Source organism: Litorimonas sp. RW-G-Af-16 (genome assembly GCF_048319245.1).
GTDB lineage: Bacteria > Pseudomonadota > Alphaproteobacteria > Caulobacterales > Maricaulaceae > Litorimonas.
Window position 1 is genome coordinate 55,053 of the sequence record NZ_CP166993.1, and the last position, 16,488, is coordinate 71,540.

Annotated in this window: 12 protein-coding genes; 6 read left to right on the forward strand and 6 right to left on the reverse strand. The window is 53.6% G+C overall.

Annotation, left to right across the window (positions count from 1 at the left end):
• Positions 1-71 precede the first annotated feature (71 nt).
• Positions 72-446, forward strand: coding sequence for a lecithin retinol acyltransferase family protein (locus tag AB8615_RS00265; protein WP_409432956.1), 375 nt, complete (start codon positions 72-74; stop codon positions 444-446).
• 63 nt (positions 447-509) lie between these two features.
• Here AB8615_RS00265 and acnA read toward each other — a convergent pair whose 3' ends face one another.
• From acnA to mtaB, 5 genes are all read right to left on the reverse strand, one after another.
• On the reverse strand, positions 510-3,200 hold the full coding sequence (acnA, locus tag AB8615_RS00270; RefSeq protein WP_409432957.1) for an aconitate hydratase AcnA: 2,691 nt from the start codon (positions 3,198-3,200) through the stop codon (positions 510-512).
• Positions 3,201-3,283: 83 nt separating this feature from the next.
• Positions 3,284-3,535: a hypothetical protein gene (locus AB8615_RS00275; protein ID WP_409432958.1), complete on the reverse strand. Its 252-nt coding sequence runs from the start codon at positions 3,533-3,535 to the stop codon at positions 3,284-3,286.
• A 94-nt stretch (positions 3,536-3,629) separates the two neighbouring features.
• Positions 3,630-4,253, reverse strand: a complete 624-nt coding sequence (locus AB8615_RS00280; RefSeq protein ID WP_409432959.1) for an inner membrane-spanning protein YciB — start codon at positions 4,251-4,253, stop codon at positions 3,630-3,632.
• A gap of 3 nt (positions 4,254-4,256) precedes the next feature.
• Positions 4,257-6,056 carry a signal recognition particle-docking protein FtsY gene (gene ftsY / locus AB8615_RS00285; RefSeq protein ID WP_409432960.1) on the reverse strand — a complete coding sequence of 600 codons (1,800 nt, stop codon included), beginning with the start codon at positions 6,054-6,056 and terminating at the stop codon, positions 4,257-4,259.
• 3 nt (positions 6,057-6,059) lie between these two features.
• Positions 6,060-7,376 (reverse strand): tRNA (N(6)-L-threonylcarbamoyladenosine(37)-C(2))-methylthiotransferase MtaB, encoded by a 1,317-nt coding sequence (gene mtaB, locus AB8615_RS00290; protein ID WP_409432961.1) that lies wholly within the window; start codon positions 7,374-7,376, stop codon positions 6,060-6,062.
• Here mtaB and AB8615_RS00295 point away from each other — a divergent pair.
• Positions 7,375-8,235 (forward strand): class I SAM-dependent methyltransferase, encoded by an 861-nt coding sequence (locus AB8615_RS00295; protein ID WP_409432962.1) that lies wholly within the window; start codon positions 7,375-7,377, stop codon positions 8,233-8,235. The two genes, mtaB and AB8615_RS00295, sit on opposite strands and share 2 nt — an antisense overlap.
• A gap of 17 nt (positions 8,236-8,252) precedes the next feature.
• On the opposite strand, the gene dapF is transcribed toward AB8615_RS00295, so the two are convergent.
• A complete protein-coding gene (gene dapF, locus AB8615_RS00300; protein WP_409432963.1) occupies positions 8,253-9,092 on the reverse strand; it encodes a diaminopimelate epimerase in 840 nt (279 codons plus the stop codon).
• A gap of 99 nt (positions 9,093-9,191) precedes the next feature.
• Between dapF and AB8615_RS00305 the strand changes: the two genes are divergently transcribed.
• The 4 genes from AB8615_RS00305 to AB8615_RS00320 all read left to right on the forward strand — a co-directional run bounded on the left by AB8615_RS00305 (position 9,192) and on the right by AB8615_RS00320 (position 16,427).
• Entirely contained in the window at positions 9,192-11,156 is a 1,965-nt protein-coding gene (locus AB8615_RS00305) for a prolyl oligopeptidase family serine peptidase (protein WP_418152486.1), read from the forward strand.
• Positions 11,047-11,394 (forward strand): prolyl oligopeptidase family serine peptidase, encoded by a 348-nt coding sequence (locus AB8615_RS00310; protein WP_418152487.1) that lies wholly within the window; start codon positions 11,047-11,049, stop codon positions 11,392-11,394. Before AB8615_RS00305 ends, AB8615_RS00310 begins: the two co-directional genes overlap by 110 nt.
• 328 nt (positions 11,395-11,722) lie before the next feature.
• Positions 11,723-14,356 carry a TonB-dependent receptor gene (locus AB8615_RS00315; RefSeq protein WP_418152488.1) on the forward strand — a complete coding sequence of 878 codons (2,634 nt, stop codon included), beginning with the start codon at positions 11,723-11,725 and terminating at the stop codon, positions 14,354-14,356.
• 76 nt (positions 14,357-14,432) lie between these two features.
• Positions 14,433-16,427: a tetratricopeptide repeat-containing sulfotransferase family protein gene (locus AB8615_RS00320; protein WP_409434107.1), complete on the forward strand. Its 1,995-nt coding sequence runs from the start codon at positions 14,433-14,435 to the stop codon at positions 16,425-16,427.
• The last annotated feature ends 61 nt before the right edge of the window (positions 16,428-16,488 follow it).

Genomic DNA, 16,488 nt, shown 5'->3' on the forward strand with positions numbered 1-16,488 from the left:
GATCATACAACGACAAAGGCAGGGCTGCGGCTCTGCCTTTTCTTTTGGGCGGGATTTGCTTATGGGGGATTATGAGCAATTATCCTTTTGAGCGCGCCCCGCGCATTTATCCCGCTGGCAGCTTGCTGGTTGTGAAAGCTTACGGCGTGATCCGCCACTATGGTTTGGCGACAGGCTACGGCACAGTCATCCACGCTTCCCGCCGATTTGGGAAAGTCGAGGAAACAGATATGGCGGCGTTTGCGCAGGGCAATATCATCACTTTGGTGCCTTATGCTCATACATTGTCAGGTGCAGAAATCGTCGCCCGCGCGCGTCTGAAAAAGGGGCAGCGCTATAATGTGATCATCAATAATTGTGAGCATTTTATTACGTGGGTGCTAGAGGGCAAAGGCCGCTCCCCGCAACTCGGGCCACTAGATGGTCGTCGGTTAAGCCGAGACTAGCAGACACAAAAAAGCCCGCAGAGCTTATCCACGGGCTGATTTTAAATCGTATAACTGCGAAACTTATTCCGCCGCTTCCGCCTCACGGGCCAGGTTGCGCAGGACGTAATGCAGGATGCCGCCATTTTTATAATATTCATGTTCGTTGTCAGTATCGATCCGAACATTGACAGTAACAGTCTTGGACTTGCCGTCTGGGAAGTCGATCTTAACATCGAGCGTGCCGCGTGGCTCCAGGTCTGCAATATTGGCGATGCTGACGGTCTCGCTACCTTTCAGGCCGAGGGACTGCCATGTATCACCCTTTTGGAATTCCAGTGGAAGGACGCCCATGCCGATGAGGTTGGAGCGATGAATACGCTCAAAGCTCTCTGCAATCACGGCTTTCACGCCGAGCAGGATCGTGCCTTTGGCCGCCCAGTCACGGGATGAACCATTGCCATACAGACCGCCTGCAAAAATCACGAGATCGGTGTTAGCCTCATGATATTTTTGCGCTGCGTCAAAAATGGACATGACTTCGCCAGATGGAATGTGCTTCGTCACGCCACCCGTTGTGCCAGGGGCCATCAGGTTTTTGATACGGATATTGGCGAAGGTGCCGCGCATCATGACTTCGTGATTGCCGCGACGGGAGCCGAAAGAGTTAAACTCGTTCTTCGGCACGTCATTGGCAGTCAGGTAGTCACCCGCAGGGCCGTCATGCTTGATCGCGCCGGCTGGGCTGATGTGGTCTGTTGTGATCGAGTCGCCCAGAAGCGCGAGGATGTTCGCGCCCTTCACGTCTTCAATCGGTTCTGGCGTCGTGGTCATGCCTTCAAAATAAGGCGGGTTGCGGACATAGGTGGACTTCGGCGCCCAATCATATGTCTTGCCACCCGCGACTTTGATTTTCTGCCATTCCTTGTCGCCCTTATAGAGATCGGCATAGCGTTCGGTGAACATTTTGCGCGTGATGATCTTGCGCACGACGTCGGCGATTTCTTTGGACGTTGGCCACAGATCTTTGAGGTAGACATCATTGCCGTCACCGTCGACGCCGAGCGGATCATTGTCGAAATCATGGTGCATAGAGCCAGCCAGCGCATAAGCGACGACAAGCGGCGGGGAGGCGAGGAAGTTAGCTTTAATATCCGGCCCAATACGGCCCTCGAAGTTGCGGTTACCCGACAATACAGAGCAGGAGACCAAATCACCATCTGCAATCGCTTTGGCATATTCAGGGGCCAGAGGGCCAGAGTTACCGATACAGGTTGTGCAACCATAACCGACAACGTCAAAGCCAAGCTGGTTCAGCTCTTTCTGCAGCTTGGATTTCTCCAAATACTCACCCACGACTTGCGAGCCAGGTGCCAGCGAAGTTTTGACCCAAGGCTTGACTTGCAAGCCAAGCGCATTGGCTTTTTTCGCGAGCAAGCCCGCCGCCATCATCACGGATGGGTTAGATGTATTCGTGCAGGATGTGATCGCCGCGATGAAAATGTCGCCGTGATCAACAGAGAAGTCTTTGCCACCCACTGGCACCGCGCTGTCGCCGCTAGGCGTCTTGTTAAATTCGTCACGCAAGATTTGCGCAAATTTCACATTCGCGCCTTTGAGGTCAAAGCGGTCTTGTGGGCGTTTTGGGCCCGAGATCGCAGGGCGAATGGAGTCCATGTCGAGGGACAGTGTGTCTGTAAAGACGGGTGTGCTGCTATCACGCCAGAGGCCTTGCGCCTTGGAATACGCCTCGACGAGTTCGATGCGTTGTTTGTCACGACCCGTCGCTTCGAGATATTTCAGCGTGTCTTCATCAACAGGGAAGAAGCCACATGTCGCGCCGTATTCGGGTGCCATATTGGCAATCGTCGCTTGATCTTCGAGCGACAGAGAGTCGAGACCTTTGCCGTAAAATTCCACAAACTTGCCAACCACGCCTTTTTTGCGGAGCATTTCCACAACGCGCAGAACGAGGTCTGTCGCTGTGGCGCCTTCTGGCAATTTACCTGTCAACTCAAAGCCAACGACTTCTGGGATCAGCATGGAGATCGGCTGTCCGAGCATGGCCGCTTCAGCTTCGATCCCGCCAACACCCCAACCGAGAACGGACAGGCCGTTGATCATAGTGGTGTGCGAGTCAGTGCCGACAAGTGTATCAGGGAAAGCATAAGTCTTGCCATTCTCAGTTTTCGTCCAAACCGTCTGCGCCAGGTTTTCGAGGTTCACCTGATGACAGATACCTGTTCCAGGAGGCACCACAGCGAAATTGTCGAAGGACTTAGACCCCCATTTGAGGAAGTCATAGCGCTCGCCATTGCGCTCATATTCGCGGGCGACGTTTTTCTTAAACGCTTGCGGCGTGCCGAAATAATCCACCATGACGGAGTGGTCGATGACCAAATGCACGGGGTTGAGCGGGTTAATCGCGTCAGGCGATCCGCCCAAATTGACCATGGCGTCACGCATGGCAGCCAAATCAACGACGGCAGGCACCCCTGTGAAATCTTGCATCAGCACGCGGGCAGGACGGTAGGCAATCTCATGCGTCGAGGTCTTTGGCCCCAACCAATCTGCGATCGCTTGGATGTCTTCTTTTTTGACGGTATTGCCGTCTTCAAACCGCAGCAGATTTTCGAGCAGAACTTTCAGAGAGCGCGGCAGTTTTGAAATGTCTTTCAGGCCGTTCTTCTCCGCCTCTTTCAGATCGTAATACGTATAAGTGCCGCCGCGAACTTTAATTTCGCGCTCACATTTGAAGCTGTCTAAAGATGCCATGATAATCCTCGTAACTATAGTTGCGAGGCTTATAGCAGGCTACGCGCCGCTTTCAATGCGGCATAAGCTGAAAACGACAAAATTTAGAGGGTCGATGCGTATTGCCGCCATGCGTAGCTGCACAGGCGCTTACTGGCTTTGATAGATGTCAGGTAGCTATTCAGAGCTTCCTGCTCCGCCGTGAAGGGTTCCGAAAACCCAACATTATGTGCGGCGAGAAGCTGATATAAATGCGCTTGGTCGCGCGTCTGCGCGGGCGTCCACTCATCGCCAGCCTCGATGGAGCGGATCACTTGATCCACGCGATGTGTCTTGTCCTGCACTTGATAACCCATGCCCATGTCCAACCCAGTTCCCACGCAGGCCATTGGGGGAGGTTGAGCGCAGACGCAAGCGCTGCAAGTTCGTGAAGTTAATGAAAGGTGAAGGCTAATCTGTGGACGTGTCGGCGCCTACAATCTTGCCGTGTTTTTGGATGAACGGCAGCTGCGTCAGTGTGAAGACAACCGTGATAGGGAGGAAGCCAAAGACCTTGAAATTTACCCAGAAATCCTCTGTCTGCGTGCGCCAAATAATTTCGTTTAGGGCCGCCATGGCAAAGAAAAACAGACCCCAGCGAATGGCGAGTGTGTTCCATTTCTCAAGCGGCATCTTAATCGCCCCGCCCATCAGCATCTCAATGATATTGCGCTTAAGGAACACCCCGCCAATGACGCCGACCCCGAATAGGATATTCGTGATCGTCGGCTTCATATAGAAAATAACTTTGTTGTCAAAGGCCAGCGCCATGCCTGCCGTGATCACAATAATGACGGTCCCCAAGATGAGCATGCCCGACACTGATTTGTGCTTAAGCCAAGAAATGCCCACCGCAATCACGGCACAAACCGCAAAGATCCCCGCCGCCCATAGCATTGCATTATCGGCATTGCCCGTCCGCTTAAAATACTGAAATGCGATAAAGAAAACCAGCAATGGCCCGAAGTCGAGCCAGAAGCTCGGCTTGGATTTCGGCAAGGGCTGCGAGGGGCTAATATTTGTGGGATCGGTCATCAATTATTCTTTCATCGCGTCGGCCACGCCGGATAGCGCGGCGGCGAAGACGGGAGCGGAGAAATTTTCGAGATCTTCGATGCGCTCGCCAATTCCAATATGGTGAATGGGCAGACCAAATTTATCTGACAGCGCCACCAACACGCCGCCTTTGGCTGTGCCGTCGAGCTTTGTCATGATCAGGCCGCTGACTTTGGCGGTTTCTCGAAACGCTTCGGTTTGCAGCAGGGCGTTTTGTCCGACAGTTGCGTCGAGGACCAAAATTGAGTGATGGGGCGCGGAGGGGTCTTGCTTCTCGATCACGCGGATGATCTTGGACAATTCGTCCATTAATTCCGTGCGGTTTTGCAGACGACCCGCTGTGTCGATCATCAGAATGTCAAAATCTTCTTCGCGGGCGCGCGTGATAGCGTCATAAACAAGTCCTGCCGCGTCCGCGCCAGGTTTCGCTGACATCACGGGCGCATCAGCTCGCTCGCCCCAGACCGTGAGTTGTTCAACGGCAGCGGCGCGGAACGTGTCGCCCGCCGCGATCAAGACTTTCTTGCCTTGGTCACGATAACGCTTGGCGATTTTGCCCAGCGTGGTTGTCTTGCCCGACCCGTTGACGCCAACAAATAAGAGAATTTGCGGCTTAGCCAGCCCAAGCGCAATCGGCTTTTCGAGCGGCGTCAGAATATCAGAGATCACGTCCGCCAGTGCGATTTTGACTTCAAGGTCTGTTACCTGCTTATCGAATTTATCGGCGGCGAGACGTGACGTTACTTTCGTCGCGACACCTACGCCCAGATCTGATGCGATCAAGATGTCTTCCAGTTCTTCCAGCGCCGCATCATCCAAAGTCCGTTTGGTGAACGCCGCCGAGACACTATCGGACATGCGTGACGTTGATTTTTTCAGGCCCGTTGTGATGCGACCCAAAAATCCGCCCTCTGCCATAGGATCGGATTTCGGCGCGTCAGGGTCTTCGCCCCGCGCGATTGCGGCTTCACGTTCCTTCGCCGCTTCTTCGGCACGTTTCGCCTCGCGAGCCTCGCGTTCAACTTGTTCCCGCGCGGCTTGTTCTGCTGCGATCGTCGCCCGACGTTCAGCCTCTTCGGCCTCTTGCTTAAGGCGTTTCTGCTCCGCTTTTTCGGCCGCCAGTCGTTCGGCCTCGATCCGTGCAGCCTCTTCGGCTTCAGCCTTTAGGCGAGCTTCCTCGGCGAGATGTTTTTCTTCTAATTCCCGCGCGGCTTCGGCTTCGGCACGGGCCTTCGCTTCAGCGGCCTGACGCGCCTTGAGGGCAGCCGCTTCGGCCTTAGATTTGGCCTCGGCTTCTGCGAGGGCTTTGGCTTCCTCAGCGCGAATGCGGGCTTCTTCCTCGGCGCGGGCTTTGATTTCTGCCTCGCGTTTAAGCTCGGCTTCAGCCTTCAGCCTGGCCTGTTCCGCCTCACGTTCAGCCGCCTCTTTGGCTTTGCGTGCGGTGTCTTCAGCGGCGGCTTTTTCTGCTTCCGCCTTGCGCGCGCGTTCCTCGGCAAGTTGTTTGGCACGCGCCACATCGCGGGCGGCTTGGATCTCCGCTTGGCGCTTTTCCTCCGCCTCAATCGCGGCGATTTCTTCGGCCGATGTTTCGGTTTTTCCCTCGTCTTGCTCTCGCGCAGATTTCAGGGCAGCCGCGTTAATGGCGGCCATGCGCGCGGCCATCTGGTCATCGACCAGTTTTTGCTGCGCGGCCCGATTGGCGGCTTCCTCAGCGAGTTTTTCTTCCTTAGACTTGAATCCAAGTTTCGAGAGGAATCCGCGTTTTTTCTTTTCTTCAGCCAATTTTTAAAGTCCCTGTCGTTCGCTGCGCTCGCTTTGCGCCTCTTCTATGACGCATCCCTGTAAAGTCTCTGAATCCGCGCCTGTCACAGCCACATTTGCTAAACTACCCGCTGCGGGGGGATTGTCCACTTTGATCATTGAAAAGTCGGGGAGGCGGCCCAGCCCTGTGTCTTCGAACAAAGCGATGTCTGTGTCGCCGATCCGAGAGGCGAGATGGGCGGCTTTCACGCGCGCGCCTTCATCGCGTAGCGTTTTGGCGCGCGCTTTAACAACCGCGCCGTTCACAGGCGGGATTTTAGCGGCAGGCGTGCCTTCGCGCGCAGAATAAGGAAAGACGTGCAGCCACTGTATGCCGATTTCGTCGATCACGGAGAGCGAGTTCGCGAACATTATCTCGTCCTCGGTCGGGAAGCCTGCGATGATGTCTGCGCCAAACGTAAAGTCTGGCCGTGCGGATTTCAGGTTTGCACACAACTCGACGGCTTGCGCGCGAGAGTGGCGGCGCTTCATACGCTTGAGGATCATGTCGTCGCCTGCCTGCAGAGAAATATGCAGATAGGGCGTCATGCGCGGCTCATGGATAAGGAGGTCAAACAGGACGTCGTCGACTTCGGCAGGGTCGATGGAGGATAGGCGCAGACGCGGCAGGTCAGGGACGAGTTTCAACACGCGCCGCACCAAATCACCGAGCGGCGGCTGCGCGGGTAAGTCACCGCCCCAGCTACTTAAATCGACTCCCGTCAGCACAACTTCTTTATAACCTTGCGCGACAAGCGATTTTACGGAGCCGACGACTTCGCCCGCTGGCACAGACCGAGAATTGCCGCGGCCATAGGGAATAATGCAAAATGTGCAGCGATGATCACAGCCATTCTGAACCTGCAGAAAAGCCCGCGTGCGAGATTGAGATTTATTCAAGATCTGATTGCCGCTGCCCATGAATTGCGGGGCCGTTTCCGTTACGCTCATAATGTCGTTGACGCGGATGGGTTCAGATGCGGCGAGGGTGTCTGGATCAAATGTGTGTGGCGACATTTTCTCATGATTGCCAATGACGCGGTCAACATCTTTCATAGCGGCGAAGGCTGTCGGGTCAATTTGTGCCGCGCAGCCAGTCACGACAATCATCGCGTCAGGGTTTTCGCGCTTGGCTTTGCGCACCATGCGGCGGCTCTCGGCCACGGCGTCATTGGTCACGGCGCAGGTGTTGATGACGACCGTATCGGTCAGCCCCGCATCCCGCGCATGCCCCGCCATCACGTCCGCTTCATAGGCGTTCAGGCGGCAGCCGAGATTGATAATTTTAGCCTGCTCCGTCATGGGCCGCTATGTGGTGCCTAAACTCTCTCTGGTCAAGCGAAGCCGACAGGGCTATGGCGGACGCATGATCGCAAAGCTCAAACACATCATGCCACTAGCGATGCGCACGCGGGTGAAGCGGTTGGGCTATCACTTGCTTGATATAGCGCGTCCCATCACGGCCAAGCGTGTGCCGTCTCGCGCACAGACCTCAATCGGGGGCGGTGATTTTGCGGGGGTCGGAGATGGATTTTTTGCGCTACAGAAAGACCTTGGGCTGACGGCTGATATGCATGTGCTGGAGCCGGGTTGCGGGCAGGGGCGCATGGCGCGGCCCATGGTCGGTTGGCTGACGGGCGAGTATCACGGCTTTGACATTGACGAAGCGGGAATAGCGTGGTGCCAAAAACACTATGCCGACGCGCCCAATTTCCACTTCACTCACACCGATGTCTTCAACGCCCGTTATAATCCGACAGGACAGATACAGGCGCAGGATCTTTGCTTTCCGTCAGAAGATGCTGCGTTTGATTGGGTGATTTTAACCTCCGTTTTTACCCATATGTTCGAAGCCGATATTGACCGTTATATGGCCGAGATTGTGCGCGTGATGAAGCCGGGCGCGACCTGTCTGATCTCTTGGTATTTATGGGAGGAGGGGACGTCGTCAGACATAATGGACTTCCGCTACGCCGTTAACGATGTCTCCCGCACGACACTTAAACAAAACCCCGAAGCGGCGATGGCGTTTGATATGGCGTGGGTGCGAGCGCTCTACGCGCGGCACGGGCTGACGATCACGAAATTAGAGCGCGGCCATTGGGCAGGCGGCGCAGGGCGTATGGGCATACAGGATTTGGTTGTGGCAGAGTTGGGGTGAGGTCAAATATTTATTGGTCAAACAACCCCTTCGCTTTCTAACTCCACGGGCCCAGTCATGATGACGTGATCATCCGCATCGCGCCATTCGATCTGCAGCAGCCCGCCATCGACTTCGACGTCGACTTTACGGTCTGTGCGTTTTTGGCGAACGGCGGCGACCACGGCAGCGCAAGCACCTGTGCCGCAGGCGAGGGTCATGCCGACGCCGCGTTCCCAGACTTTCAGGCGGATACGGTCGCGGGCCTCAACCTTGGCAAAGCCGACATTAGCTTGTTCAGGAAAAAGCGGGTGGAACTCGATCATCGGGCCCGCGCGTTCGGGTTTGACCGTGGTGAAATCCTCGACGAAAAAGACGCAATGCGGATTGCCCATGCTGACCGCGCCGGGGTTAGACAGTACGGGATTATCAATCGGGCCGAGTTTCACATCAATATGATGGGTGTGCATGGCTTCTTTGAGCGGGATTTGCGTCCAGTCGAGCTTGGGTGGGCCCATATCAACGGCGACTTTCATATCCCCCGCCAAGCGGCAATGCAGCAGCGTATCATTGGTCTGCACGATGCACGCGTCAACATCATTATCGCGCATATAAAGCCACGCCGTTGTGCGCGTGGCGTTGCCGCAGGCATCAACCTCGAACCCTTCGCGGTTCCAGATTTCCATGAAAATATCGGCGTCTGGCGACTTTGGCTGACGCAGGATGACAAGTTGATCCGCACCCCTCTCGCCCATGACGGGGCTGCCTGGCTGGCAGATCGCTTTGACCTTCTCTGTGCCCAATGTAAAGCCAGGCGTGTCTTGCGCATCAAACACCGCAAAGCGGTTACCGGCGCCGTTCATGATTAAAAACCGCATGGTGTGTCCTTCGTGTATTTAGCGACATAGGCGCACTTGCGCCCTCACGCAAATCTTGCGATGCTTTATCTCAATTATTTCATCCCATAGGAGAGCATTATGCGTTTCCCAACCTTCAAACTCGCCTTGATCGCAGGCACAGCTCTGGGCCTTATAGCTTGTTCAGAGACGACGTCTGACAGCCCGTTAAAAGACGCCATTGAAGATCAAACTCAAACCCTCAAGGACACCACCCGCCCCATGCTCACATACGATACACCCGGCCAGACTGACGATGACCATCTCTATCTCGAAGAGGTTTTGGGCGAGAAAGCCTTGGATGAAGTAAAGGCCTGGAATTCGCGCTCGCTGGACCGCCTGATGGCTGACCCGCGTTTTGCAGAAATGCAAGCTGAGGCGCTGGAGATTTTAAACTCGAAAGAGAAAATTCCTTATGTGTCTTATCGTGGCGGCGAAGTATATAATTTCTGGCAGGACGCAGACCATGTGCGCGGCATTTGGCGGAAGTCAACACTGGATAGCTATCTCGGCGATGAAACGAAATGGCAGACAGTCTTAGACTTCGACAAGCTGGCCAAGGACGAAGATAAAAACTGGGTGTATAAAGGGAATGACTGCCTCGCGCCTGATTACGCGAAGTGTATCATCAACCTCTCGGACGGCGGTAAAGACGCGGTTGTGCGGCGTGAGTTTAATGCAGAAACAGGCGAATTTGTTAAGGGCGGTTTTGTCACCGAGGAGAGCAAAGGTACGTCGAGTTGGCTCGACGCGGATCACCTCGTGATCGGCGTTGATTTCGGCGAAGGCTCACTCACCGATAGCGGTTATCCGCGCATCGCGAAGCTATGGAAGCGCGGCACGCCAATCACGGAAGCCGTCACCCTCGGTGAGGGTGAGCAGGCGGATGTTGGCTATTGGCCAGGTGTGTTTGAGCTGTCAGACGGGACGCGAGAAATCGTGATTTCCCGTTCCATGACGTTTTATGACTCCGAGATGTTCTGGGTGCCGATGAAAGACGGTGCGCCACAAGCGCCGATTAAATTTCCTGTCCCTGAAAAATCTAATTTGGGGGATGAGTTTAAAGGTCAGGTCTTGCTGTCACTCAACGAAGACTGGCGCGGGTTTAAGTCGGGTGATCTGGTAAGCTTCGCGATGAGCGATTTCATGGCGGACGGCGAGATCACGGATGTAAATTTGGTATATAGTCCAGACGAAAAATCGTCGATGAATGGCTACGGTGTCACCAAGTCCAAAGTCCTGCTGAGCATTTCACGCGATGTGGCGGGCAGTGCTTATGCTTTTGATTGGGACGGCAGTCAGTGGACGTCAGAAAAGCTCGACTTCCCAGAAAACGGCGCAGTCAATATTGGCGCGACTAATGACAAAGAAGATATTGCTTTCATCAGTTCCGAGAGCTTCCTAACCCCAGACACGCTCTGGACATTTAATACGGCGACGATGGAGAAGGCGAAAGCGAAATCCCTGCCTGCGTGGTTTGACGCAGATAGCATGGTGGCGGAGCAATTCTTTGCGACCTCGACTGACGGCACGAAAGTTCCTTATTTCGTGGTGCGCGCGAAAGACACGCCAATGGACGGCACGAACCCAACGCTGCTTTATGGTTATGGCGGGTTTGAGATTTCCCTGAACCCGAGCTACTCGGCGACGCGCGGTAAATTATGGTTAGAGCGGGGCGGCGTCTATGTTCTCGCCAATATTCGCGGCGGCGGAGAATACGGGCCGAAGTGGCACCAGGCTGGCCTGAAGACGGACCGTCAGCGTATCTATGATGACTTTATCGCAGTGGCCGAAGATCTGATTGCCAAAGACATCACGAGCCCGAAGCATTTAGGGATTGAGGGCGGCTCGAATGGCGGCTTGTTAATGGGCGTCATGTTTACGCAGCGAGCTCGATCTGTTCAACGCCGTTGTCTGCGCCGTGCCGCTGCTCGATATGATGCGCTACCATACCTTATTGGCGGGCGCGTCATGGGTCGGAGAATACGGCAATCCCGAGGACGAGGTGGAGGGCAAGTTCCTGCGCTCAATCAGCCCTTACCATAATGTCGACCCAAATGCGGACTACCCCGAAGTCTTCTTTATCACCTCGACCAAAGATGACCGCGTCCACCCAGCGCACGCCCGCAAAGTGGCGAAACGGATGGAAGATCAAGGGCATGACTTCCTTTATTATGAGAACATTGACGGGGGCCATTCTGCGGCAGCTAATCTGAAAGAAACCGCCAAGCGCCTTGCTCTGCAGCACACATATCTGCTGCAAAAACTCAAAGACGACGAGTAAAAGCTTTGCCAGCGTGAGTTGTAGGGCGCGATCACGCTGGCGATAAAAGATTAAATTTGCTTATGGTGTAGTTTTTAATAGCTGATCATTGTGGCGTCAGCTGTTTCAATTTCGCGCAGACGCCTGTCGGAAAGCACGGAAATGACGGGCTTTTTCATATAACTTTAACTTTATGTGACATTTAAGGCGCACTGCGTCACTATTACCGATCTTATTACTAATAATCACGACTTAGCTCTAGCCAGCCCGTGTATATTTTTTAATAGTCCCTCATACCTAAATATATGTGTCGCCGATGAACGGTGTCCGAAAGACTGAGGGAAAATTCATGCACAAAAATAATCTTCTAACCTGTAGCGCGATCGGCGTTATTTTAGCCGGCGGGTTCGCAGCGCCAGCTTACGCGCAACTGCAAGACGAAGTTATCGTTACGGCAACGAAGCGGTCCGAGAGCGCGTCCGATATTCCAATCGCTGTCGCGGCCTTGGGTGAGGACACGCTTGACGAATTAAACGTCAATGTCTTCACGGACTATCTTGTTCAGCTTCCAGGCGTATCTGCCGGTGGTGCGGGTCCAGGTAACAATACAATTTATATTCGTGGTCTAGCCTCGACAACGCCTGCGACATCCATTGCGGGCGTGGCGGGTCTGGCACCAAACGTCGCTTTCTATCTCGACGAGCAGCCTTTGGCACAACCAGGTCGTAACCTTGATGTTTACGCAGCTGACCTAGAGCGCGTCGAAGTTCTCTCTGGCCCACAAGGCACATTGTTTGGATCGTCCTCGCAAGCGGGTATGGTTCGTATGATCACGAACAAGCCAAAAATTGGTGTCGAAGAAGCAGCGCTGAAATTCGGCACAGCCTTCACCAAAGGCGGCGATATGAGCTTTAATGCTGAAGCCGTTTACAACGTCCCAGTCGGTGAAAATACAGCGCTTCGCGGCGTGGTCTATTTTGACTCACAGGGCGGTTATATTGACGGTGTTGCGGGCTCCCGCACAGCTGAAGCATCTGGTCGTTTCAGAACAGCTGATACAGTTCGCTCTAACGGTGTCGTTGTCGGCACAGCGCGTCAAGGCTTCCAATCTGCTGTGAATGAAACAGGCGGCTCACTCGATGGTGTTGAATTTCTGTCAGCCAATGCGATCGTCGAAGAGAACCAAAACGATGCAAAATATTTCGGTTTCCGCGTCTCGGCTCTGCACGAGTTTAATGACGATTGGTCACTCAATGTCGCTTACGCGCATCAAGAATTGGACACAGATGGTGTCTTCTTTGCCGATCCAAACCTCGATGGTCTGAGCATCCAATCTTATGAGAAATCAGAACTTGATGATGATTTCGACAATGTCTCGTGGACATTGAAAGGTCGCTTGGGCGCCTTGGAAGCACTCTATACGGGGGCTTACACAAAGCGGTCAGCGGATCAGCGGATCGATTACTCCGACTACCTGTTTATCGCACAATATCTGCCATACTATATCTGTGACTATTCAGTCTATTCCGGTGGCGCAACGCCAACAGGGACATGTCAGGCACCGAACCTTTATGGTGAGATCGACTCAAACTTGAGCGTGAACACACACGAGCTTCGTTTCAACACACCATCAGATAAGCGCCTCCGTGCGACCTTTGGTGGTTTCTACAGCGATCTTGTCCTGAAGGAGCGTGTGAACTTTGCCTATCCTGGTAATAAATTCGTGCGCTACGGCACAGACACAGTCGGCTTCCCAGATAACTTCCGTTTCCCTGGGCCAGGCTATAGCTCTGATGACACAGCGTTTAGCGAAGACACGATCTTCCGTAACGACACACGTCGTCCTGATGAGCAACTGGGTGTCTTTGGTGAAGGTATATTTGATCTTTCCGATCAATTCGCTCTGACAGTTGGTGCGCGTTGGTATGATATCGAAGTCGATCTGGAAGGTATGGCGAACGCGTCCTTCTGTAACCTCTTCTCACAAGAAGACCGTAACGCATTTGGTACAGACATTAACGATCTGTATGACGGCGACGGTGTGTATGCCTTTACACGGGATTGCGGCACGGATCGTCCGACATTTACGCTCGACGATACAGTCGACGAAATTCGCGATGCCCTGCCAGCCAACCGTCAAGGTCAAGCGGAACGTATTTTCAACGAGCTTCGCGCGCCAGACAAGGCTGCTACCGATGGCGTGATCTTTAAGGTCACGGGTATATGGACACCGAATGATGACATGCTGTTCTACGGCACATATTCACAAGGTTTCCGTCCAGGCCTTCTGAACCGTCCAGGTGGTACGCCAGGTGCGAACGGCTTTACGGTTCCATTCGCGCTTGATACCGATGACGTTGATAACTTCGAATTTGGTTGGAAAACCACGCTCGCAGACAATCAAGTCCGCTTTAACGGTAGTGCGTTCTATGTCGACGTCAGCAAATTGCAGACAACGATCTTTGATCCAGCAATTTCGAACCTCTTCTTCTCCGATAATGCGGCCAATGCCGAAATTAAAGGTGTTGAGGGCGACATCACTTACGCTCCTATGAGCATGGAAGGTCTAACTGTCACGGGCGCGTTCAGCTTCTTGGATACAGAAATCACAGAAGTCTTGACGCCAACTGAAGACGTGCAAGCCGGCGATAGCCTGGCGTTTGCGCCTAGCTTCCAAGGCAATCTGCGGGCACGTTATGAGTGGGAAACGGCTGGAGGCTTAACCGCTCACGTCATGCCGCAAATCGTTCATACATCATCGTCCTTCAGCGATATTATCACGATCAACCGTGATAAGATCAAAGGCTGGACGACACTCGGTATGTCCGTTGGTTTGACAGGCGATCAGTGGATGGCTGAAATCTACGGCACAAACCTGACGAATGAGAAAAATGAATTGTCACGGACTTACATCAATGACCGCGAGCGCGCTGCCTATGGCCGCCCTCTCACGATTGGTGCGCGTTTCGGATATAATTTCTAGTCTCGACACTGCTAACAAAGCTAAACTATAACAAAGCGCGTCTCCTTCCGAGGCGCGCTTTTTTGTGACCATATTTATGACAGACACACTGCCCAGTCCTCAAGACATTCAAGCCCTGATGCGTCAGGGTCGGTTCGGGGATGCCGTAACCTCCGCCGATAAACTGATCGCGCAAGACCCCAAAGACATCGAAGCGCTCTATATGAAAGCGGTCAGCCAGCGTTATCTCAAAGACTTCGAGTCGGCAGAAGACACGCTGCGCTCCCTGAACAAAATCGCGCCAGAACTGGGTCGCGCTTTGCAAGAAGAAGGGCACTTGGCACGGGATCAAGGCTTGTTGGATGCCGCCTTGGCTGCTTATCAAAAAGCAACCCGCGCCAATCCCGCGTTGATTGCCTCATGGCGCGCGCAAGCGGAAATCCTTGCGCGCAAAGGCCGAGCGGCAGATGCGAAGGCCGTAAAATTCCAAGCGGATCGTGTGGCGGCGCTCCCGCCAGCCCTGCTCAGCGTGACTCATCTGATCCATGAAGGAAAGCTCCTCAAGGCCGAAGAATTGTGTCGCGTTTTCCTGCAACAAAACCCCCATCATATTGAGGGCATGCGTTTGCTTGCTGATATTGGGGCGCGGTTTGGTGTGTTTAACGAGGCGGATTTCCTTCTCGAAAGTGCCATCGAATTTGCCCCCCAAGATGTACAGCTTCGCCTTGATCACATCCAAATTTTGCGCAAGCGACAGAAGTTCGCCGCCGCCCTAGATCAGGCAAAATCGCTCTATGATCGCGACCCTGAAAATCCGCTCTTCCAATCGCATTTGGCGATCGAGTCGATGCAAACAGGTGACCATGAAAAGGCATTCGAACTGTTTGAAAAAGTCCTGGAAAAAGTCCCCAATGACCCCGCCACGCTGACATCGCGCGGGCATGCGTTTAAGACATTCGGCAAACAAGACGACGCGATTGAGAGCTACCGCGCCGCTTACCGATCCAAGCCTGAACACGGCGATGCGTATTTCGGCCTCGCTAACCTCAAAACCTACCGTTTTACGGATGATGAAATTGATCAAATGATGGCGTTGAGCGAGCGACACGACATTGGCTTATCTAATTTGATCAACCTCTGTTTTTCGCTCGGCAAAGCCTATGAAGATCGTGAAGATTTTGCTGCGAGTTTCATTCAATATGAGCGCGGCAACGACATGAAAACAATCCAATCGCGCTATAAGTCTGATGACATGACGACAGAGCTAGAAGCGCAAGCCCGCGTTTGCACCAAAGATCTATTCGCAAAGCAAAGCGGGAAGGGTTGCCCTGCGCCCGACCCTATTTTCATCGTCGGTCTACCGCGAGCGGGCTCCACTTTGCTGGAGCAAATTATCGCTTCGCACAGCCAAGTCGACGGCACATTGGAACTCCCCAATATCCTGTCGCTCTCCTATCGCTTGCGGGGCAAGGAGCGCGCGAAAATCGATGGCCGCTACCCTGCGATTTTGCACGACCTCACGGCCGAACAACTGACAGAATATGGCGAGCAATTTATAGAAGACACGCAAATTCACCGTCAGGGTGCGCCGTTTTTTATCGATAAAATGCCAAATAATTTTCGTCATATTGGCCTCATTCATTTAATTCTGCCCAATGCGAAAATCATCGATGCGCGGCGTCACCCGATGGCCTGTTGTTTCTCTGGCTTTAAACAGCATTTCGCTGAAGGGCAGGAATTCACCTATGGTTTGGAAAATATCGGCACATATTACCGCGACTACGTCACATTGATGGATCATTGGGACACGGTTTTGCCGGGCAAGGTTTTACGCGTGCAATACGAAGACGTTGTCGCCGATACAGAGACGCAGGTTCGACGTATTTTAGACTATCTCAATCTCCCATTCGAGCAATCTTGTTTAGAATTCCACAAGACAAAACGCTCTGTGCGGACGGCCAGTTCAGAGCAAGTGCGTCAGCCGATTTACAAGTCTGGAGTCGATCAGTGGCGCAATTTCGAGCCGTGGCTGGGACCGCTTAAGTCGGCGCTTGGCCCTGTGCTAGAGCGTTATCCGATTGATGAGGCATAGGCTAATTTAGCGTTTTGCTCACGCCTATTCCTCCGCTATCATTCTCAAAAAAGGGGATGAA